Genomic DNA, 20855 nt, shown 5'->3' on the forward strand with positions numbered 1-20855 from the left:
CCTATTTGTAAATTTGATTTGTTTACGGAAAGTATGTTTAAAAGCGTATTCTTTATTTAAGAAAACATAAACTTTATTCGTACAAACCAAAGCATTGCGTATAGTTTTTTGCTTCGTTTTCCATTTTTTGAATAAATTTTGCGACAATATTTATTTATATCGCCCCTGATTAATTGAACTTGTGATTTATCTAACTTAGAGCTTCCTTTAATGTATATACAAGCATTGTTAATGACTGTATATGGGAATAGATAAGTTTCAAGGATTTCAATAAGTTCTGTAGAATCATTCACGATCAAGTTTTTTGATTTATTATGAACCCAATCCTTCATGCGATTAAATACTTCTAATTCTTTTGCTGTTTTTAATTCATAATCTTTATACTTTGAAGAAAGATTTCCTTCGGATAAGATTCGATAATATGTTAAATATTCATCTACATAGCATACATTTGTAACGCTCATTAATTTAAATAGAAATTCTAAATCTTCTCCCCAGCTACACCCTGGTGTGAAACGAATGTTATGATCCATCACGATAGATCTTTTGAAAATCCAAGTGCTCGTCTGAGCAACAACTTGATGCGTTAAGAAAGCCTTTGTCATATCACCTTTAATAAAGCTTGTTGTGTGCTCAACTTTTTCTCCAGTCTCTTCGTAAAAGTTCATATAGCCACAATAACAAGCGTTCATGTTGTTTGTATGCATACTATCGATTTGTTTTTCTATTTTTGTTGGATGCCATAAATCATCACTATCAAGAAAAGCAACATATTCTCCGCTAGCATTTTCAATTCCTGTATTACGAGCAACTGAAACGCCTTGATTTTCTTGTGGGACGTATTTTATTTGTCCGGGGTACTTTTGTACAAGGTTTTTTACGATGGAAGGTGATTGATCTTTGCTTCCATCATCTACAATTACAATTTCAATGTTTTTATATGTTTGATCTAGTATTGATTGCATCGTTTCTTCAATATATTTTTCCGTATTATACAGAGGTATGACAACGGAAACGAGTTGTTTTTGTTCCATCATAGAGTTTTTATCTCCTCAAATTTTTTATGTTTTGTACCATATATACAAGTCTTTTGAAAGGAAGAAGACTACAAGAACATCTGTATAAGTTTAACGCATATAAACTTTGTAAATCAACTTTCTATTGTGGTACCTCGTATAATTAGAAAGAAATAATTTGAAATGATAAAAGCTCCTGAATTTTTCAAGCAAAATTCAGGAGCTTTAGTATATTAGTATTTAGTTAGGAAGTTATTCCTTATCTGTTATCTTTAATTTTTGTTTTAATAATGCATAATCTTGCGTTAATGTTACAAGTTGATGGTGTAATTTGGAGATTTTTCTCGTCAGGTCAAAAATTAAGATAAAACAGAATAGTAGTCCGAATAAGAATAAAATGGACGGAGGATATTCTACGTTTAATAGTTTTCCAATCCAATTTATAATTTTATCCGTAGAACTTAAAATAGCCATTGTAATACAAACGAAAATCCATAAAATAGCATATTTTGTTTCTAAAGTCCCACGACGAATGGAATTAATAATTGAGAAGAATAGTAATAAAATAAAGATGAATGAAAAGGTAATTATATGCATTCATTATCAACCTTTCACGATTTTTTGCATCAATATAGCAAGGCTTACCTTAACCATGTAATATGCAGATTTAAGGGGAGTGATGGAAGATTGTCCACCTTGTCGCTCTTGCATATTTACAGATATTTCATTAATGCGGAGTTTTTTCTTTTTTAAATGAATAAGGACCTCTGGTTCTGGATAATCTTTTGGATAATTGTGTGCAAAAATCTTAATTACTTCTCGATTGATAGCACGATACCCAGAAGTTGGATCCATAAATGTTTGTTTTGTTAGTACTTTCAATAGAGCGGTAAAATAAAAAATACCGATTCTTCGGGAAATACTACCTTTATATGCTGTTTTTTCTGTAAAACGTGAACCCAGCACCATATCGCATTGATCCTCGGCAATAGGCTGTATAATTTTGTATAAATCATCAGGGTTATGTTGCCCATCGGCATCGAACTGAATCGCAATATCATATCCGTTCTCATAAGCGTATTTATATCCAGTTTGTACAGCTGAACCGATACCTAGATTATATGGTAGATTAACAAGATGAACAGGGAAATCTTTTACGATTTGAGCTGTTTTATCTTTTGATCCATCATTAATAACGCAAATGCTTAATGCTGTAAAATGCTGTTTTAGTTCTAATAATCTTGTTAATGTATCTGCAATTGCTTCTTCCTCGTTATACGCTGGAATAATAATAAGCGTCTTTGGTATTGAAATTGGTACCTCAATAGACATTACCGCACCATCCCTTATATACTTAATCATATTATGGTTATTTTTAAACGAACATTATTTAATATACCATTAATAGTATAACAAAATAAAGGAAAAGCTGATGGGCGATTTTAGGGAACAGGCATCGAATAAAAATGCTAAGGCGTAACACTTTACTATAATAAAAAATACATGCAAGGAAGAAAAAACCTGTGCATGTATAAGATAAAATCCTAATGTTACATATTCCAAGGCTTACTTAAAGTTAACACTTCAGCCATTTCTTTACTTTTCAAACGTCCTTTTTTTCTATTTTCTGCACGCTCTGAACCAGTTGTATGTAGCCAATGTTCTTCCTCTGTTTCAGGAATTACTTGTGGTACAGATGAAGGTTTTCCGTCTTTTAATGCGACAAATGTAATGAAACACGTTGCGGCCATTCTACGCTCGCCTGCTAGTAGATCCTCTGCAATTACTTTTACGAAAACTTCCATTGAAGACTTTCCTGTATAACATACGAATGCTTCATAACAAACAGAATCTGCTTGGTGAATTGGAGTTAAAAAATCAACGGAATCGATAGATGCTGTTACGCAATGTTTGCGGCTATGTCTCGCAGCTGCAATTGAAGCGATACTATCAATTTCTGCTAATAATTTTCCCCCGAAAAGTGTTTGGTGATTATTTAAATCATTAGGAAAAACACGTGTTGTTTTAATTGCTTTTGATTCTCGCATGAATTTCTTTTCCATATATTCATCCCCTATTTTCTGTTTTCAATCAGAGTGACATGTGTAAGTGGAGTACTCATATTAGATATTTAATGAAGTAAAGTGTTCCAAGAGGATTATCCCGCGAATAGCAGGCTAATAGTCAGTGGAAGATGAACAAAACCCCTACGGATTAAAGTTCCACTTTATTGAAATTTCTGTATTTGTATTCATGTAACTGAAAGAAAATTTATCGTATATAAAATGTAGTGTAAAAGAGGATTCGCTTACATTGCAAGTGAAAAAGTAATGACTATGTATTTGTCATAGAAATTCCCTATTAACCTTGTGCCTATTCATGATAGAATCGTTTTGTTATAAATGGAAGTAGAGGTGCAATGGACATATGAATCATATACAAACAAATTTTTCGTCTTTCTTCAGTAAAATAACGATTGGTACGATGCTCACATTTTTTGTTTATAGTTGTTGGTCAGCTTTTGAAACAAGTAAGCCATTTTTTGGGGGAAGTACAACAAGTATAACAATCGTATTAGTGATTTTTGTTATTCTTATTTTGTTAGTGGCATCGATTTTGCAGTATCGTTTTACAGATAAACAATTTCTTATCTTTCTTATAAGCATATCTATAGTTGTAAGATTTATCACAGTTCTATGTGTAGATGGTCCAATAATAGGTGATATGAAAGCTATGTATGAGTCTGCGAAGCAGATTGCAATTGGCAATAATATAGAGAATGTAGCGCAGTTACCTTTTATTATTTATGAATCGATCATCATCCGTATATTTGGTGATACGGTATTCGCTTTACAACTATTTAATATTCTATTTTGTACAGGAACTGCATTTTTCATTTATCGCATTGCGTCAATGGTCTTTGGAGAAGAGTGTGGTCGTATTGCGTCCGTGTTTTATGCTTTATATATTCCAAATATATTTATGAGTTCTGTATTAACGGCGGAATCACTCGCAATATTTTTATTTTATTGTGCTTGTTATATACTTTTATATAAAGGATTGGATCATCCTTATATGTGGGTAATTCCAGCTGTTTTATTTGCATTTAGCAATATGATTTTTCCGATGGGGTTATTTTTACCTATTTTTATAGCTGCATATGTGCTGTTAATTGAAGTGTTTCAATCAGCAACGAAGCAGAAATTACTATTAAAAATGATAGGGATACTTATTCTATTTTATAGTACTCATTTTGGTGTGAGCTATGGTATCAAGATGATGGGAATGTCACAGTATACGATTTCTAATCAGACGTATGTCCAATCTGTTTTAATTGGAAAAAGTCAAAATGAAGAAAAAGAATCCAAAAATCAAAGTGTAAAAGAGCATATTGATCAAGAGTTAAAGGAAATGGAATTAGAGAGATTTAAACTGTTAAAACCAGTTATTAACCAGCTTTCAGACGAGGGAATAAATTCTATTATTTTTAAATGTGAAAAGCTTATATATATAGTGGTGACATTATTTATGGCCATAGCTTTATTACATTTTCTAATTAAGAAACAGCAAAATGAAGGATATATGTTGTTTGTATTATTAATTACCGGATACGTGTCGTTAAGGCTCTTCCGAGTAGATATGGCATATTATAATATTATTATGCCAGCTTTGTTTATTTTACAAAGCTTTGGTGTTTATATGAGTTATTTTTATTGCCAAAAAATATTTTTTAGAAAATAAAAGAATCCATTTTGGATTCTTTTTTTGTAGATGGATGATAAGGATGAATGCAAAGCGGAGATGAAGAATCTCCACTTTATATCGATTCGTCTTATCGGTTTAGTTCTAGTTGTAAATTATCCGCTGTTAAGGCCATTGTTGAGGAATCGTCTTGAATACTCTTCATTACTTGTGAGATAGTCTCTAATTCATTTTCAATTTTTTTATTTTGTTCTTTAGAGTTAGACATATCTTTTACGATTTCTTGGAAATATTGATCTGTCGCATGCATACTATCTGTCCCTTCAGATACGAGAGAGCTTATTTGTTCCACGGAAGAAGAGACGTGTATAATTTGTTCGTTAGTTTTTTCAACGAGTTTTGTAACGTTGGAAATTGATTCTTTCGTTTGCTCTGATAACTTTCGGATTTCTCCCGCTACGACTGAAAAACCTTTACCAAATTCGCCAGCACGTGCAGATTCAATAGCAGCATTTAATGCTAGTAAATTTGTTTGCTCGGCGATTGATTTTACAATATCAATGATTTCGTTAATTTTGTTAGAAATATCAAGAAGTTCACGAGTATCAGTAATAATAGTTTCCATATTTGCTTGAATGCTTTCCATTCGTTTGTTTTGCAAATTTAATTGTTCTTTTCCTTTATTGGCCTTTTCTTCTGATGTCGTAGCTAATGATGTACCTGTTTTTGCAATTCCTACGATACTTTCTGATTTAGATGTTAACTGTTGAATAGAAGAGCTTGTTTTTTCAGATACTGCCGCTAGTTCTGTTGCAATATGTGTAATCGTCATAGCTGTCAGCTCTTTTTCTTTTTCATGTTCTTTTTGAATTCTTTCATATTCAGATTCATAAGCCGCAATAACAAGTTCTTGCTCTAATGTGAATAATTTATTTATTACATTTATAGAATAAGAAAAATCATCTATCGTTGAAATTTTCGTTTGTAAAATCTTCATGACGGAGCGGAATAATTCTTGATAAGCTGCAGTATACCATTTTCTATGTAAACCAATTTGTACATGCCTTTTTGCAATTCTAACACGTTGTTTAATAAAATCTTCATTCATATCCCCGCTGAACAATTCTTTAATATGTGTCTTTAAAGTTTGCTTTAATTTTGGAATAGAGCTGTAGCGTTCAATAACAGCAATTAAATTAGGTTGTTTTGTGATGTTGGTGTAAAATTTTTCTGTTATCCAATCTATTTCCTCATAAATAAACGGCTGTAACACTTTTACAATTTGTAAATCTTCCTTTGAAATATGTAGCATATCCATTTGAGTTTTTAGTTCAGAATTAGCAGGCACGTTAAATATTATTTGTTGGCCCTTACTTAATTCGAGTATACTGGTGTTTGTTTTATTTTTTTTGAAAACCCCAAGCATCATTCTTCCCCCTGTTTGTGAAGCGTTTTCATTTTTGTTATTATTATATAATTATATATTTTTATATACAATTACTCTATAGTATATGGAATTGTATATAAATTAAGAGAATTCTAGGTAGAATTCTCTTAATGGCCTTTATTAATTTTTGCATGTGTTTTAAAGAAAACTGGGAAATGTACATTATATATTACGGTGACTACACGAATAATGAATGTTATTAATAAACAAACATAGAAAGCTAAGACGTGTGCCCCCATTGCATGTGTAATTAGGAAACTAACTGCTCCTAAAATAGAAGCAATTGCATATATTTCTTTCCGGAATACATACGGGATATCTTGAGCGCAAATGTCGCGTAAAATACCGCCCCCAATACCTGTAATAACTCCCATTGAAACGACTAAAAACGAGGCGTCAACGTGATGTGACATTGCTGCATTTGCACCAATAGCTGTAAATACACCTAAACCAACAGCATCAGAAAGCATAATAACAACTTGAAGTTTATTAATGCGCTCAAAAAACATACATGTGAATAATGCTGATAGTACACTTACGAAAAAGTAAATGGGTTTTACAAATGCGACAGGAGGCAGGTTACCAATCATAATATCACGAATAATACCGCCGCCGAGCGCAGTAGCTACAGCTAAACAAAGGACACCAAATAAATCTAGATCTTTTTTCAAACCAACTAATGTACCAGAAATGGCAGCGGCGATAATGCCAAGAAACGTAAATATATCGATTAACAACATGGCTTTAATTCCTTCCTCTTAAAGATGTTCCAGAGAAAAAATATACACTAAAGTTTTGGAAATAACAATTACTTTTCGTTACATGTAGAAAAATGGATGAAATAGCTAAAGAAAGCGTTTGAAAATGCTTGATAAGTAGCAATAAAGTAAAGCGAAAAAGTGTGGAAAAATTCGTTGTATAGTTTTTTGATGTAGCTTAGTTGGATGGATGGTACAATAAGAGAAGTCCGATTTGTACATTTGTATAAAATGATAAAAAAATATTTTTGTGCGGTCGAAAATAAGTGTATATGTGTTAGATAGTTTTTATAGGGATAGGGAAGGATAGCTAAAGGACAATGTTTTCGGTTACTAATAATGCTGGATTTGACTAGTTTTGGCATGAAAAATAGTTCTCAATTTAAATATGAGTTATGTTATAATTGCTAGGTGTGTTTAAACAGTAGAAAACTATGATTAAAAGATAATGTAAAGATTTTGTATGGAGGTCTTGGAATGTTAGCAAATCAAGCTAGGGTTAGATTTGAGCATTTTTTGCTCTTTTTTATTATTTTACAGCCTGTTTTAGATTTATTAACGTCTCTTAGCATCGTTTTATTAAAATCAAATGCCACTGTTGGGATTTTGGTCAGATTTCTTATTATGGCTGTGGGTGGTATTTACATTTTAATTCAGGCAAAAGAGAAGGAAAATAGGAAGTTTTTAATTTACTTAATATTATTAGCAGTAGTTTTAGGGATAGGGTTTATTAATAATAAACTAGTTAAGAATCCTATTGTACTTAGTGAAGAAGTTAAGTTTGTTGCGAAGGCATTATATATATATATCATGCTAGGATCATACATTTTAGCTTTAAAATCATTGAAAAAGAAAGTAAATATTAGCGACAAAGTCAGAAATAGTATTGTGTATTCAACATTAATCATTAACGCTATTATGGTTATTTCTATTTCGACATCTACAGACTTTGGTAGTTATCAATGGATGAAGGTTGGTTCCCGAGGATGGTTCTATGCAGGTAATGAACTAGGGTCGATCTTAGCTATTATTTTCCCTATTGTAGTACTATATTCTATTCAAAAAACAAAGAGCGTGAAGCACGTTTTATATTGGATTCCATCGCTTCTAATGATTTACTCTTTAATTCAAGTTGGTACGAAAGTAGGAATGGGCTCAATTGGTGCTACATTAGCGGCAGCAATCGGGATTATTGTACTACAATTATTATTTGATAGAAAAAACCCGAACAAAAAATCTCTTGTACTTAATGGATTAATTGCTATTGTTCTATTAGCTGGTGTTGTCGGAACGTTTAAAATGACGCCATTAGCACAAAATATGGGTATTCATAACAACTATTTATCAGAACAAAATGTAGCGCAGCAAGGTCAAAAAGAAAAAGAAATTAAAGAGAAAATTAAAAAAGAAGAAAAACAACATAAAGTTGAGAAGCCAGAAGAAAAGGCGAAGGTAGAAGCGGAAGTTAAGAAAGAGCTTGAGAAAGAGCAAAAGAAAGAAAATCAAGAAAATCTTATTTTCAGTGGACGTCAAGTATATGAAGAGAGACATAAGCAATTCTTTAAAGAAGCGCCAATGTCACAAAAGTTATTAGGAATGGGTTATGCAGGTAACTATAAATATAATGAACAAAAGCAGCCAGATCCAAAGCTAATCGAAATGGACTTCCATGATTGGTTTTATGATTTCGGAATTATTGGTTTTGCGTTAATGATGATTCCATTTATTTATTACGGCGTAAGAATCCTACTAGCATTTGTTACAAGATTTAAGGAAATATTTAATGTGAAATATGGAATGATTACAGCGAGCTTAGTATTAGCATTAGGTATTGCATATATTGCAGGACATATTTTGACAGCACCAGGAGTAGGGATTTACTTTGTAGTGGTGTTAGCTTATCTAATCGTAGATCTAGAAATTGAATGATAAAAATAAAAGCTAACTTTTGTTAGCTTTTATTTTTTAGTACAGTAAAATAAAGATAGATGGAAATGTAGCGAGGATTTAAAGGAGGAAAAAATATGAGGATATTGCATATGAATGCAGGAGCAGAAGATGGTGGAGGAAAAACACATATTATTTCACTGCTCGATCAGTTTCCGGATGGTGAAGTAGAATTAGCAGTATTTGAAGATGGAATTGTTGCGAAAGAAGCAAGAGAGCTAGGAATAAAAGTTCATGTGTTTTCACAAAAATCTCGCTATGATTTATCCATTTTAAAAAACATAAGTGAATTCATTAATAAAGAAAAATTTGATGTAGTTCATACACACGGTCCTAGGGCAAATTTCTTTGTTTCTTTAATGAAAAAGAAATTCGCGGCAAAATGGGTAACGACAATTCATAGTGATCCATTTCAAGACTTTACTAAACAAGGTCTAAAAGGTTGGATTTTTACTAAGTTAAATTTAAAAGCTTTAAAAAATATAGATTTATTTTTTGTTGTAACGAATAGGTTGAAAAAAAGCTTAGCGGCAGTAGGTATTTCAGATGAAAAGATGCATGTTATTTATAATGGTATTGAATATGATCAGGAAAAAGCAGCTGGCTATAATAAAAAGGAAATGTTTAATATTGATGAAGATGTGTTTACGGCAATCCAAGTAGCACGTCTGCATCCTGTTAAAGGACATGAAGTTTTATTCGATGCGTTACAACAAACAAAATTGGAGAAGATTAAAGTATTATTAGTTGGTGACGGGCCGTTAGAAGGAGAGTTAAAGGCGTTAGCTACTGAAAAAGGAATTAATGATAAAGTTGAATTTTTAGGGCACCGTCAAGATGTGAAACAATTATTTGCTTCATCACATGTAAATTTATTAACTTCCCATAGCGAAGGATTTCCATTAGTTTTATTGGAAGCAGCAAATCAACGTGTACCATCAATTGTGACTAGAGCGGGAGAAATCGAGCCGTTAATTGCAGATGAAACTTACGGATGGATTGTGCCAACTGGTGATGGAAAAGCATTAGCATCGGCATTAGAAGAAGCGTATGATAAGTGGAAAACTGGAGAGTTAGCAGCAATGGGCAAACATATTTATGAGCATGCTACTATGAACTTCTCACTTCAAAAATTATATGAAGATACGAAAGAAACATATCAGCAATTAATAACGAAAAACCTTTAATGATAGAGAGGATAGTTAAATATGGCAGTACAAACAGTTGATATTCTAGGTGTTCCTTTCTCTACAATGACAATGGATGAAACAATCCAATATTTAAAGAAACAACTAGAATTGGAGCAAACTCATACTTTTCAGGTAGTAACAGCGAATCCTGAAATTGTTATGTGCGCAAAAAAGGATGAAAAATTCCATAAAACATTACTAAATACAGATTTAATTACACCTGATGGTATCGGGGTTGTTAAAGCAAGTGGTATGCTTGGTACACCTTTAAAAGAGCGGGTAGCTGGATTTGATTTAATGAGTAATTTATTTGCAAAGTTATCAGAAGAGAATAAATCAGTATCTGTTTTCTTATTAGGTGCAAAACCACATGTTGTACAAGCCGCAGCTGATCATTTAACGAAGACATATTCGGCTGCATCTATCGTGGGTATACAAGATGGATATTTTAAACAAGAAGAAGAAGAGAATATTGTTTCACGTATTCAAGAAGCAAAACCAGATCTATTACTTGTTGCACTTGGCTTCCCAAGGCAAGAAAACTTTATCCAAAACAATAAGCATCGCTTAGAAACGAAAATGGCCGTTGGAGTAGGCGGTAGTTTAGATGTGTGGGCTGGAGAGGTAAAGCGTGCGCCAAAATGGATTCAAGCTATTCATTTAGAGTGGTTTTACAGATTGTGTAGTAATCCAACACGCTGGCGTCGTCAGTTAGTATTAGCCGAGTTTTTAAAAGAAGTAATGCGTTCAAAAAAGTAGCGGAATATCGCTACTTTTTTTATTTGTTCATTTTTGATAAACATTTTATTTTTTGGGAATGATGAAGGAGAAATTTTTTACACGAAAGTATTTTACTTATGCAATACACACATGTAAAATGATGTGTAAAGACAGCTGTGTAAGGAGGACTTCTTGTGAGCAAGGTAAAAGAAATTTCGAAGCGAAAGCTACTTGGTATAGCAGGGCTTGGATGGCTATTTGACGCAATGGATGTTGGAATGCTTTCATTTGTAATAGTGGCGTTACAAAAAGATTGGGGATTAAGTACTCAAGAGATGGGTTGGATAGGTAGTATTAACTCAATTGGTATGGCTGTAGGAGCACTCGTCTTTGGGGTGCTATCAGATAAAATAGGACGGAAATCGGTCTTCATTATTACATTATTACTATTTTCTATTGGTAGTGGCTTAACAGCCTTAACGACGACACTCGCAATGTTCCTCGTATTACGCTTTGTAATTGGTATGGGACTCGGCGGAGAACTCCCAGTTGCATCTACCCTTGTATCAGAGAGCGTTGAAGCGCATGAACGTGGGAAAATAGTTGTACTATTGGAAAGCTTTTGGGCTGGTGGCTGGTTAATTGCAGCACTTATCTCGTATTTTGTGATTCCTAAATACGGTTGGGAAGTTGCGATGGTATTAAGTGCAGTTCCGGCTTTATATGCTTTATATTTAAGATGGAATTTACCCGACTCTCCAAGGTTTCAAAAGGTTGAAAAGAGGCCATCTATTATTGAGAATATAAAATCAGTTTGGTCTGGGAAGTATCGTAAAGCAACAATTATGTTATGGATTTTATGGTTTTGTGTTGTCTTTTCCTATTATGGAATGTTCCTTTGGTTACCTAGTGTAATGGTACTGAAAGGTTTTAGTTTAATAAAAAGTTTCCAGTACGTACTTATTATGACATTAGCTCAATTACCAGGATATTTTACAGCCGCATGGTTTATTGAACGTCTTGGTCGTAAATTTGTATTGGTTACTTACTTAATTGGTACAGCATGTAGCGCTTATGTGTTCGGAATCGCTGATTCATTAACAGCATTAATAGTTGCGGGTATGTTATTATCCTTCTTTAACTTAGGTGCTTGGGGTGCATTATACGCTTATACACCTGAACAGTATCCAACAGTTATTCGCGGTACAGGTGCAGGAATGGCAGCGGCATTTGGACGTATTGGTGGTATTCTTGGACCATTATTAGTAGGGTATCTAGTTGCTTCACAAGCTTCACTATCGCTAATATTTACGATTTTCTGTGGATCAATTTTAATTGGGGCACTTGCTGTGATTATGCTTGGGCAAGAAACGAAACAGCAGGAATTGGTATAAAGTAAAACTTTAATTAGTGGAGGTTTCGCCCGTTTCCCGCTGATTATTAGCACGCACCAATCGAGATAAAAGAAAAGGGGAAACCAAAGTGGTTTCCTTTTTTCTGTTTTTTTAGATAAATAATGGTATAGTAAGAAAAAGGGATTGTTTCTTACTAAAGCGAATGTATACAACAGGACATATGGACAAAGGAATTAGGTGGTTGGATAAATGAAAATTTTACTTATCATGGAAGAGACAGAAGAGCGAAGAAAATTAGTTGAGTACTTTACTGAGAACATTCGAAATGTAGAATGTTTTGAAGCGAGAACCGGAACAGAATCTTTGCTAATAATGAAAAAACATACACCTGATTTTGTTTTTTTAAATTCGCAATTAGTAGACGGCACGGGTTTTGAATATTCGAGCTTGTTACGAGAAGTGAATTGTTATACAAAATTTATTTTTATTGGTGAGGATATAGAAGAGACAATTACAGCTTTTCGTTTCCAAGCATTTTATTATTTATTGCAACCATTTCGTGAAGAAGATTTACAATTCATTTTATATAAAATGGGGAAAGAAAAAAGTGAGAAAGCAAAGAGTCATTTGCGTAAACTGCCGATAGAAGTCCATGAGGGAATTAGATATATTTTTCCAGAGGATATTATATATGTAAGTAAAAATAAGGAAAATAAAACAGTTTCAATTTATACAACGAATAATCATCATATTTCAACATATACACTTCAGGAATTAGAAAATAAGCTTAATGCATATGATTTTTTACGTGTACATAAAAGTTATTTAATTAATATGTTATATGTACAAGAACTTAAGCCTTATTATAATGGCACGTATAATTTGTATTTAGACGGGTACGATGAGCAACCGATTCCAGTAAGTCGTAATTATGTAAAACGACTTCGAAATAAAATTGAACTATGACAAGTAATGAGAGAATTTTAACATGATAAACTAGAAATCCTTCATGATAAGGAGGATTTAACTTAAATATTCAGAAAATTTAGTACAATCTCCACTAAGAAGTAGTAATGGGGGGATTGTATGTGAAAACGTTGAAATCAATTTTACTTTGGGGAGTTATTGCAGCACTAGGAGCATCTGCTTTTGGTGTAATAGCCTTATCTCAAGGCGAAACAATTAATGCTATATGGCTATTAGTTGCTGCTGTATCAGTGTATGCGATTGCTTATCGCTTTTATAGTAGATTTATAGCGAGGAAAGTTTTCGGACTAGATAATAATAGGCAAACACCTGCTCATACATTAAATGATGGGAAGGATTATGTTCCGACAAATAAATGGGTTTTATTTGGCCATCACTTTGCAGCGATTGCAGGGGCAGGTCCTTTAGTAGGCCCAATTTTGGCGGCGCAGATGGGCTATTTACCCGGGACGATTTGGATTATTGTTGGAGTAGTTATTGCTGGAGCTGTACAAGATTTTGTAATTTTATTTGCTTCAATGAGACGTAACGGTAAATCATTAGGAGAAATGATTAAAGATGAGATTGGTCCTGTTACAGGATTAATTGCGATGATTGGTATTTTAGGTATTATGATAATTTTATTAGCAGTATTAGCTTTAGTAGTGGTGAAGGCGCTTGTTGGAAGCCCATGGGGAATGTTTACAATCGCAGCAACGATTCCGATTGCTATTTTAATGGGAGTTTACATGCGTTACATTAGACCAGGGCGAGTAGGGGAAGGATCAGTAATTGGTATTGTTTTACTAGTCCTATCGCTTATTGGTGGACAGTATGTAGCAGAAAATCCAACACTTGCAAGTATGTTTACTTTTAGTGGCGAAACAATTGCTATTATGCTTATCGTATATGGATTCATTGCATCGGCATTACCAGTTTGGATGCTCCTTGCACCACGTGATTATTTAAGTACATTTTTAAAAATAGGAACGATACTTGGATTAGCAATTGGTATTTTAATTGTAGCTCCAGATTTGAAGATGCCGGCAGTATCTAAGTTTATTGACGGAACAGGCCCTGTTTTCTCGGGGAATTTATTTCCGTTCTTATTTATTACAATAGCTTGCGGTGCTGTGTCTGGATTCCACGCTCTCGTTTCATCAGGTACGACGCCGAAAATGATTGAGCAAGAAGGTCATGCACAGCCAATTGGTTATGGGGCAATGTTAATGGAATCATTTGTAGCAGCGATGGCTATGATTGCAGCTTGCGTATTAACACCAGGAACTTATTTTGCAATTAATAGTCCAGCAGCACTGATAGGAACAGATGTATCACAAGCGGCTCAAGTTATTTCTTCGTGGGGATTTGCTATTACACCGAATGAATTAAAAGAACTTGCTGTTAACGTCGGAGAACAGACTATTTTATCACGTACAGGTGGCGCACCAACATTAGCAATTGGTATGGCACATATATTTTCACAAGTAATAGGTGGAACGGCGATGATGGCATTTTGGTACCATTTTGCCATTCTTTTTGAAGCACTATTTATTTTAACAACGATTGATGCTGGAACACGTGTAGGACGATTTATGATTCAAGATATTTTAGGGCATGTGTACAAGCCGTTTGCGAAAACAGATTCCACAATAGCGAATGTGGTTGCTACAACGTTATGCGTATTAGGCTGGGGGTACTTCTTATATCAAGGGGTGGTAGACCCTCTTGGCGGAATTAATACGCTATGGCCACTTTTCGGTATTGCAAATCAAATGTTAGCAGGGATTGCACTATTACTTGGAACGACAATTTTATTCAAAATGGGAAAAAAGGCATACGTTTGGGTAACGCTTATTCCGACTATAGGATTACTTATTGTAACGATGACAGCTGGTTATCAAAAGCTATTTCATGAAAATCCTAAAATAGGATTTCTATCCCATGCAAAGGTGTTTCAGGGAGCATTAGATGAGGGGAAAGTGTTAGCGCCAGCTAAAAATGTCGCTCAGATGAAGCAAATTATTTTCAATGATTATATTGATGCAGCACTTTGTGGGATTTTTATGATAGTTGTAATCGCTGTATTAATCTCTGCACTTCGAATTTGGATCCAAGTATTAAGAAATAAGCCGATGCCGCTAAAAGAGGCGCCATATATTCCTAGAGATGAAAGTGAGTCGAGGAACTATGCTTAAAAGTTTACGGAACGTATGGGGAAAGAGAAAGCAATTTATTAGTTTACTTGTTGGAGTTCCGAGTTATGAAACGTATGTAAATCATATGAAAGCACATCATCCAGAAGAGAAAATTCTATGTCAAAAGCAATTTTTTGCTGAGGCACAAGAAGCTAGATTTAATGCAAAAGGTGGAAAGATATCACGATGTTGTTAATGGGGGAGACGAAATTTCGTCTCCTTTTTATTTTGCTGTTCCACGTGGAACAGTAAAATGAAAAATATTGGGAATTATAGGGATTCCGTAATACAATAGCATATAGAAAGGGATAGATGGAAAAGAAAAAGTAGGGAGATTATTTTATGTTCAGAGATCTATTTGTAAATATGACAATCATTCTTTCCTTTATCTTTGTGGGTGCTCAGCTTTTAAGAGATAAGCCATTAAAAGAAGGATTCTCTTTTTGGCAGAAATGTTTGATCGGTATTTTAACTGGAATATTGAGTATATTGTTGATGCATTTTGGTGTACATATTGAAAATATTATGTTGGATTTACGTTATTTAGCTGTTGTTTTGGCAATTATAATTGGCGGCCCAATAGCTAGTAGTATAACAGTTATAATCATTTTAATAACGCGGGTATTTTTTACTGAGTATTCTTTAGCCTCTGAATTGGCTTGCTATACTATCGTGGCAACAGGGATTGGCATTACCCTTATTTGGCGAATGGAAATTTCTATATTTACAAAATGGATATGGTTTAATGTGTACAGTTTGTCTATTTTAATACTGCCACTTTATATTTTATTTAAGGATATATATGTAGTGTCATTATATTTAGTTTGTTGTATTGTAGCGGCATACATCACATTTGTAAGTGCAAGTTACGTATTGCAATCGAATGAATTATTTCAAACGATGAAGCATTATGCAACGATAGATGCATTAACGAATCTAGGGAATGTAAGGCAATTTGATTTAGAGATGAATCGTCATATTGGTAACAAGTATATGAAAAATGATTCACTCTGTTTATTACTTATCGATATTGATCACTTTAAGTATGTAAATGATACATACGGTCATCCTGCTGGGGATGAAGTGTTAAAACAAGTAGGGCGTATTTTGTTAGAGAATGGACCATTCTCTAATTTGGTTTTTCGAAAGGGTGGCGAAGAATTTGCCCTGTTGATACCGAAAAAGGGATTAGTATTTGGGACTCGTATAGGGGAACAAATTCGACTAGCTGTTGAAAAGCATTCATTCCACCTGAAAAACGGGACAAAAATTAAAATTACAGTTTCTGTTGGGATTTCAGAGTATAAAAAATCACCTGAGCAATTTATTCAAGCAGCGGATGATGCATTATATTATTCAAAAAGAAATGGTAGAAACCAAGTTAGTTCAGCATCATAGAAATTAGGGGAGTACTTTAAAACATTTTGCAAAACATACTAAAACCGACAGAACAATGAATGCTCTGCCGGTTTTAGTATGTTTTTTAATTTATTATTAGACAAGCTCTTTCTGTGCAACGAATTTGCGGTATGCACCGTGATGTGTTGGTCCTACATATTCGTTAATTTTGAATGAATGACGAATCGCAGCTGTGATGAATTCTTTTGCAGTTTTTACCGCTTCTTTTACAGTTTTTCCTTTTGCAAGTTCTGCTGTAATTGCAGCAGAATATGTACAACCTGCACCGTGTGTATTTGTCGTATCAATCTTTTCTGATTCTAGAAGATCGAATGTTTCACCATCATATAATACATCAATAGCAGTTTCTGTACCTAGTTTGCTACCACCTTTAATTAGTACGTATTTAGCACCTAAAGCATGGATTTTCTTTGCAGCTTCTTTCATGTCCTCAAGAGAATTAATTTTCACACCACTTAATTGATACGCTTCAAATAAGTTTGGCGTTACAACTAATGCCTTTGGAACAAGAACGTCACGTAAACAATCATTCGTTTCAGGATGTAATGCTTCATCAGCACCTTTACATACCATAACAGGGTCAACTACTACATTTTTGAAATTATGTTTTTCGATTGTTTCAGCAACCATTTCAATAATTTCTACTGATCCAAGCATACCTGTTTTTAAAGCATCTACTCCAACACCTTCAATTGTCGTTTCTAATTGTGGTTTTAATGTAGAAGCTGGGATTGGGAATACGTTATGTGCCCAACCGTTATGTGGATCCATCGTTACGATTGTCGTAAGAGATGTCATTCCGTATACACCAAGTTCTTGGAATGTTTTTAAATCTGCTTGTATACCAGCACCGCCACTTGTGTCAGAACCAGCGATAGTAAGTGCCTTATTTAATGTCATTATGAAAGCCCCCTCAAGTGATATAATGAAAACTATGTTTTCACCATTATATCAATGTTACGAATAAGTACAAAGTGAAAAGTAGATGATTTACTTTAGGAGAGATTTAAAATCTTGTATGTAGGAGATTAGGTATGTTTCGAGATAATCGTACAAATGAATTAGTTATATTAAAAGAAATTGCAGAAACGCTAAATACATCAAATGATACATATCATGTATTGCAAGCAGTGCTAGAAAAATTACTTAGTGTAACAGGTTTAACGACAGGATGGATTTTTCTTGCGGATGAAAATGGGAGATATACGAAATTAATCGATTACCAGTTACCAGAGGCACTTACATATGAAAACAAACGCCCGATGTGTGAAGGTGAATGTTGGTGTTTACGTGGCTTTGTGGATGGAAAGTTAGAGCGAGCTGTTAATATTATTGAATGTAAAAGAATTAATAATGCAATTGAATATAATTGGGGAGATACAGAAGGAATTCTTCATCATGCTACGGTTCCTTTAAAGGCTGGAGGGGAAAAATTTGGTTTGTTAAATGTGGCAAGCCCAGGTAAAACACATTTTTCAGAAGAAGAATTAGTATTGCTTCAATCAGTTGCTTTCCAAATTGGAACGGCTTTAAAACGAGCAAAGTTATATGAAAATGAAAAGCGAAGAGCGCATTATTATGTGAAATTAGAACGGTTCATTCAAGTTTTAAGAACGATTCATCAATTTAATATATTGCCTGAAAAAGTTGTAAATCAATTAGGTGAAGTGTTTCAGTGGAATCAAGTCGCATTCTTTATTAGGGAAGAGAAAGAATTAGCTTTGCGGGCATCTTATTGCCAGGAAGAATTACAAGAGGATATAAAAGAAGCAGCGAAAGAAGCACTAGAAAAAGGTGAACCTATTTTATTAAACCATCAAATCAGTCATAAGATAGCCTCTAATAGGACGGTTATTGCCTCACCAATACAAATTCAAAGTCACATATTTGGTGTTTTATGTGTTAGTTCAAATAATGGTGAATTTGATGTGAATACGACAGATGTACTTCAAGCAATAACAAATCATATTTCTTTCGTGATAGAAAATTTAAGGTTAAATGAGCAACGACGCGAACTTGTACGAATGGAAGAAAGGAACCGGTTAGCAAGAGATTTACATGATTCTGTTTCACAAAAGCTATTTTCGTTAACCTTTATGACAAAAGGGGCTGAGGCAGTTTTAAAAGGTCAAAATGAAAAGGTGGATCGATCTTTGCATGAGATGCGTGAACTAGCGCAAGGTGCCTTAAAAGAAATGAGGACGTTAATTTGGCAACTACGTCCAGCGGGATTAGAGAAAGGACTATTACCAGCTTTAAAACAATATGGTGAAAGTTTGGGATTGAAAATTCGGGAACAAGTTACAGGTGTTCGTGATTTGCCCCGCGTAGTAGAAGAAGCGCTCTGGAGAATTGGACAAGAAGCTTTAAATAACGTAAGTAAGCATGCAAATGTCAGAGAAGCGACGATTTATTTCAAAGTGACGGAGAAGAATGTATCATTAGAAATAGTCGATCAAGGAAACGGCTTTGTAGAAAAGGATATAAAAGAGAAGAAATCACTCGGTATGACTACGATGCGCGAAAGAGTAGAATTAGTTGGTGGGACGATTAAAATTACAAGCAGCGAGAAACGAACGAGTGTAAAAGTAAATGTACCATTATGATGTGAAAAATGAGGGAAGTTTGTGAAAATAAAAGTATTGTTAGTTGATGATCATACAGTCGTTTTAAAAGGATTAGCGTTTTTTCTAAGTACACAGGAAGATTTTGAATTAGTTGGTGAGGCCAATAATGGAAAAGAGGCGTTAGTGAAAGTAGGCGAAACGAGTCCAGATGTCGTATTAATGGATTTATATATGCCTGAGATGGATGGAATTGAGGCAACAGCCTGCATTAAAAAAGAATACCCAAATGTGAAAGTAATTGTCTTAACTAGTTTTTCTGATCAGGCTCATGTATTGCCAGCATTGAAAGCTGGAGCAAGTGGTTATATTTTAAAAGATGTAGAACCAGATCAACTTGTTGAAGCTATTCGAAGCGCGTATAAGGGTAATATTCAATTACATCCCGATATAGCAAATGCTCTTCTCTCTCAAACATTACCGGAGGAAGAGAAAGAAGAAGAGCCTTCCATTCAAGTGGATGTGCTAACAGCAAGAGAAAATGAAGTATTGCAGCTATTAGCGAAAGGAATGAGTAATAAAGAAATCGCCGCTGTTTTAGTTATTACAGAAAAAACTGTTAAAGCTCATGTGAGTAGTATTTTGAGTAAGTTACATTTATCCGACCGCACACAAGCAGCGTTATATGCAGTGAAAAACGGAATTGTATAAGACCAAAGTCGTAGGACCTAGTTCGCCTTTAGAAGGTGGACTTTTTTTATGAAAAAATACGTCTATGTGAGGACGAAATTGTCTTGATATAAAGATAAAATATATTTGTAAGCAACAACAATTACAAGGGAGTAACCCTTTTTCGTAAGTAATATATAACAACATAAGAGTGAGTAGTAGGAGGAAAAGAATCATGGCAACAGTTTTATTTGTAAAAGCAAACAACCGCCCAGCGGAACAAGCAGTAAGTGTGAAATTATACGAGGCATTTTTGGCAAACTATAAAGAAGCACATCCAAATGATACAGTAGTAGAACTTGATTTATATAAAGAAGAATTACCATATGTAGGCGTAGATATGATTAATGGTACATTCAAAGCAAGCAGAGAATTTGATTTAACAGAAGAAGAAGCAAAAGTAGTAGCAGTTGCTGATAAGTATTTAAATCAATTTTTAGAAGCTGATAAAGTTGTTTTCGGTTTCCCATTATGGAACTTAACGATTCCAGCCGTATTACACACGTATATTGATTATTTAAACCGTGCTGGTAAAACGTTTAAATATACACCAGAAGGTCCAGTTGGACTTATTGGAGATAAGAAAATTGCGTTATTAAATGCACGCGGCGGCGTATATTCTGAAGGACCGGCAGCTGAAGTGGAAATGGCTGTTAAATATGTAGCAAGCATGATGGGCTTCTTCGGTGCAACAAACATGGAAACGGTAGTTATCGAGGGACATAACCAATTCCCAGATAAAGCAGAAGAAATCATTACTGCAGGTCTTGAAGAAGCAGCTAAAGTAGCAAGCAAATTTTAATTTAAATTATAATCGCCACTCAAAAAACAGCATTAACTTTTA

Annotated in this window: 19 protein-coding genes and 1 pseudogene; 12 read left to right on the forward strand and 8 right to left on the reverse strand. The window is 34.0% G+C overall.

Annotation, left to right across the window (positions count from 1 at the left end):
* Positions 1 to 56 precede the first annotated feature (56 nt).
* From SJY24_RS03240 to SJY24_RS03255, 4 genes are all read right to left on the reverse strand, one after another.
* Entirely contained in the window at positions 57 to 1037 is a 981-nt protein-coding gene (locus tag SJY24_RS03240; RefSeq protein ID WP_377863729.1) for a glycosyltransferase family 2 protein, read from the reverse strand.
* 231 nt (positions 1038 to 1268) lie between these two features.
* Positions 1269 to 1613, reverse strand: coding sequence for a DUF2304 domain-containing protein (locus tag SJY24_RS03245; protein ID WP_002143937.1), 345 nt, complete (start codon positions 1611 to 1613; stop codon positions 1269 to 1271).
* 6 nt (positions 1614 to 1619) lie between these two features.
* Positions 1620 to 2348 carry a glycosyltransferase family 2 protein gene (locus SJY24_RS03250; RefSeq protein WP_000021472.1) on the reverse strand — a complete coding sequence of 243 codons (729 nt, stop codon included), beginning with the start codon at positions 2346 to 2348 and terminating at the stop codon, positions 1620 to 1622.
* A gap of 218 nt (positions 2349 to 2566) precedes the next feature.
* The gene (locus SJY24_RS03255) at positions 2567 to 3079 is read right to left on the reverse strand and encodes an acyl-CoA thioesterase (protein ID WP_000412118.1); all 513 of its coding nucleotides are present in this window, start codon (positions 3077 to 3079) and stop codon (positions 2567 to 2569) included.
* A 364-nt stretch (positions 3080 to 3443) separates the two neighbouring features.
* Between SJY24_RS03255 and SJY24_RS03260 the strand changes: the two genes are divergently transcribed.
* Positions 3444 to 4757 (forward strand): ArnT family glycosyltransferase, encoded by a 1314-nt coding sequence (locus SJY24_RS03260; protein ID WP_377863730.1) that lies wholly within the window; start codon positions 3444 to 3446, stop codon positions 4755 to 4757.
* Between the two features lie 91 nt (positions 4758 to 4848).
* Here SJY24_RS03260 and SJY24_RS03265 read toward each other — a convergent pair whose 3' ends face one another.
* The 3 genes and pseudogenes from SJY24_RS03265 to SJY24_RS03275 form a co-directional block, all read right to left on the reverse strand.
* Positions 4849 to 5550, reverse strand: a complete 702-nt coding sequence (locus tag SJY24_RS03265; protein WP_377867206.1) for a methyl-accepting chemotaxis protein — start codon at positions 5548 to 5550, stop codon at positions 4849 to 4851.
* 102 nt (positions 5551 to 5652) lie between these two features.
* Positions 5653 to 6147, reverse strand: a pseudogene (locus SJY24_RS03270) (protoglobin family protein); the annotation flags it as partial.
* 125 nt (positions 6148 to 6272) lie between these two features.
* The gene (locus SJY24_RS03275) at positions 6273 to 6905 is read right to left on the reverse strand and encodes a trimeric intracellular cation channel family protein (RefSeq protein WP_000924379.1); all 633 of its coding nucleotides are present in this window, start codon (positions 6903 to 6905) and stop codon (positions 6273 to 6275) included.
* Positions 6906 to 7400: 495 nt separating this feature from the next.
* Here SJY24_RS03275 and SJY24_RS03280 point away from each other — a divergent pair, with 495 nt between their 5' ends.
* The 8 genes from SJY24_RS03280 (at position 7401) to SJY24_RS03315 (ending at position 16697) form a co-directional block, all read left to right on the forward strand.
* Complete coding sequence (locus tag SJY24_RS03280) at positions 7401 to 8852, forward strand: O-antigen ligase family protein (protein WP_377863731.1); 1452 nt, start codon at positions 7401 to 7403, stop codon at positions 8850 to 8852.
* A gap of 95 nt (positions 8853 to 8947) precedes the next feature.
* Positions 8948 to 10057, forward strand: a complete 1110-nt coding sequence (locus SJY24_RS03285) for a glycosyltransferase family 4 protein (RefSeq protein ID WP_377863732.1) — start codon at positions 8948 to 8950, stop codon at positions 10055 to 10057.
* 21 nt (positions 10058 to 10078) lie between these two features.
* Entirely contained in the window at positions 10079 to 10819 is a 741-nt protein-coding gene (locus tag SJY24_RS03290) for a WecB/TagA/CpsF family glycosyltransferase (RefSeq protein WP_377863733.1), read from the forward strand.
* A 155-nt stretch (positions 10820 to 10974) separates the two neighbouring features.
* Positions 10975 to 12174 carry an MFS transporter gene (locus tag SJY24_RS03295; protein ID WP_377863734.1) on the forward strand — a complete coding sequence of 400 codons (1200 nt, stop codon included), beginning with the start codon at positions 10975 to 10977 and terminating at the stop codon, positions 12172 to 12174.
* Between the two features lie 210 nt (positions 12175 to 12384).
* Complete coding sequence (locus tag SJY24_RS03300; protein WP_377863735.1) at positions 12385 to 13101, forward strand: LytR/AlgR family response regulator transcription factor; 717 nt, start codon at positions 12385 to 12387, stop codon at positions 13099 to 13101.
* A 122-nt stretch (positions 13102 to 13223) separates the two neighbouring features.
* Entirely contained in the window at positions 13224 to 15299 is a 2076-nt protein-coding gene (cstA, locus tag SJY24_RS03305; RefSeq protein WP_377863736.1) for a carbon starvation protein CstA, read from the forward strand.
* The gene (locus SJY24_RS03310; protein ID WP_097831403.1) at positions 15292 to 15495 is read left to right on the forward strand and encodes a YbdD/YjiX family protein; all 204 of its coding nucleotides are present in this window, start codon (positions 15292 to 15294) and stop codon (positions 15493 to 15495) included. The genes cstA and SJY24_RS03310 overlap by 8 nt, the downstream gene beginning before the upstream one ends.
* A 146-nt stretch (positions 15496 to 15641) precedes the next feature.
* On the forward strand, positions 15642 to 16697 hold the full coding sequence (locus tag SJY24_RS03315) for a diguanylate cyclase (protein WP_377863737.1): 1056 nt from the start codon (positions 15642 to 15644) through the stop codon (positions 16695 to 16697).
* Between the two features lie 96 nt (positions 16698 to 16793).
* Here the strand turns inward: SJY24_RS03315 and pdxK are convergent, their stop codons facing one another.
* Positions 16794 to 17618 (reverse strand): pyridoxine/pyridoxal/pyridoxamine kinase, encoded by an 825-nt coding sequence (pdxK, locus tag SJY24_RS03320; RefSeq protein WP_377863738.1) that lies wholly within the window; start codon positions 17616 to 17618, stop codon positions 16794 to 16796.
* A gap of 134 nt (positions 17619 to 17752) precedes the next feature.
* Between pdxK and SJY24_RS03325 the strand changes: the two genes are divergently transcribed.
* The 3 genes from SJY24_RS03325 to SJY24_RS03335 all read left to right on the forward strand — a co-directional run bounded on the left by SJY24_RS03325 (position 17753) and on the right by SJY24_RS03335 (position 20813).
* Positions 17753 to 19324 (forward strand): GAF domain-containing sensor histidine kinase, encoded by a 1572-nt coding sequence (locus SJY24_RS03325; protein WP_377863739.1) that lies wholly within the window; start codon positions 17753 to 17755, stop codon positions 19322 to 19324.
* A 21-nt stretch (positions 19325 to 19345) separates the two neighbouring features.
* A complete protein-coding gene (locus SJY24_RS03330) occupies positions 19346 to 19993 on the forward strand; it encodes a response regulator (protein ID WP_098322702.1) in 648 nt (215 codons plus the stop codon).
* Positions 19994 to 20186: 193 nt separating this feature from the next.
* Positions 20187 to 20813, forward strand: a complete 627-nt coding sequence (locus tag SJY24_RS03335; protein ID WP_377863740.1) for an FMN-dependent NADH-azoreductase — start codon at positions 20187 to 20189, stop codon at positions 20811 to 20813.
* Positions 20814 to 20855: the final 42 nt, after the last annotated feature.

Origin of the sequence: Bacillus sp. R86525 (assembly GCF_042466195.1) — a bacterium.
GTDB classification, from domain to species: domain Bacteria; phylum Bacillota; class Bacilli; order Bacillales; family Bacillaceae_G; genus Bacillus_A; species Bacillus_A nitratireducens.

What these genes read in the sequence shown, in the direction of transcription:
- SJY24_RS03265 (WP_377867206.1), bottom strand. Translation starts at nt 5,550, where the DNA reads ATGACGATTACACATATTGCAACAGAACTAGCGGCAGTATCTGAAAAA.
- SJY24_RS03275 (WP_000924379.1), bottom strand. Translation starts at nt 6,905, where the DNA reads ATGTTGTTAATCGATATATTTACGTTTCTTGGCATTATCGCCGCTGCC.
- SJY24_RS03285 (WP_377863732.1), top strand. Translation starts at nt 8,948, where the DNA reads ATGAGGATATTGCATATGAATGCAGGAGCAGAAGATGGTGGAGGAAAA.
- SJY24_RS03335 (WP_377863740.1), top strand. Translation starts at nt 20,187, where the DNA reads ATGGCAACAGTTTTATTTGTAAAAGCAAACAACCGCCCAGCGGAACAA.
- SJY24_RS03260 (WP_377863730.1), top strand. Translation starts at nt 3,444, where the DNA reads ATGAATCATATACAAACAAATTTTTCGTCTTTCTTCAGTAAAATAACG.
- SJY24_RS03280 (WP_377863731.1), top strand. Translation starts at nt 7,401, where the DNA reads ATGTTAGCAAATCAAGCTAGGGTTAGATTTGAGCATTTTTTGCTCTTT.
- SJY24_RS03250 (WP_000021472.1), bottom strand. Translation starts at nt 2,348, where the DNA reads ATGTCTATTGAGGTACCAATTTCAATACCAAAGACGCTTATTATTATT.
- SJY24_RS03240 (WP_377863729.1), bottom strand. Translation starts at nt 1,037, where the DNA reads ATGATGGAACAAAAACAACTCGTTTCCGTTGTCATACCTCTGTATAAT.
- pdxK (WP_377863738.1), bottom strand. Translation starts at nt 17,618, where the DNA reads ATGACATTAAATAAGGCACTTACTATCGCTGGTTCTGACACAAGTGGC.
- SJY24_RS03290 (WP_377863733.1), top strand. Translation starts at nt 10,079, where the DNA reads ATGGCAGTACAAACAGTTGATATTCTAGGTGTTCCTTTCTCTACAATG.
- SJY24_RS03300 (WP_377863735.1), top strand. Translation starts at nt 12,385, where the DNA reads ATGAAAATTTTACTTATCATGGAAGAGACAGAAGAGCGAAGAAAATTA.
- SJY24_RS03315 (WP_377863737.1), top strand. Translation starts at nt 15,642, where the DNA reads ATGTTCAGAGATCTATTTGTAAATATGACAATCATTCTTTCCTTTATC.
- SJY24_RS03310 (WP_097831403.1), top strand. Translation starts at nt 15,292, where the DNA reads ATGCTTAAAAGTTTACGGAACGTATGGGGAAAGAGAAAGCAATTTATT.
- SJY24_RS03325 (WP_377863739.1), top strand. Translation starts at nt 17,753, where the DNA reads ATGTTTCGAGATAATCGTACAAATGAATTAGTTATATTAAAAGAAATT.
- SJY24_RS03255 (WP_000412118.1), bottom strand. Translation starts at nt 3,079, where the DNA reads ATGGAAAAGAAATTCATGCGAGAATCAAAAGCAATTAAAACAACACGT.
- SJY24_RS03245 (WP_002143937.1), bottom strand. Translation starts at nt 1,613, where the DNA reads ATGCATATAATTACCTTTTCATTCATCTTTATTTTATTACTATTCTTC.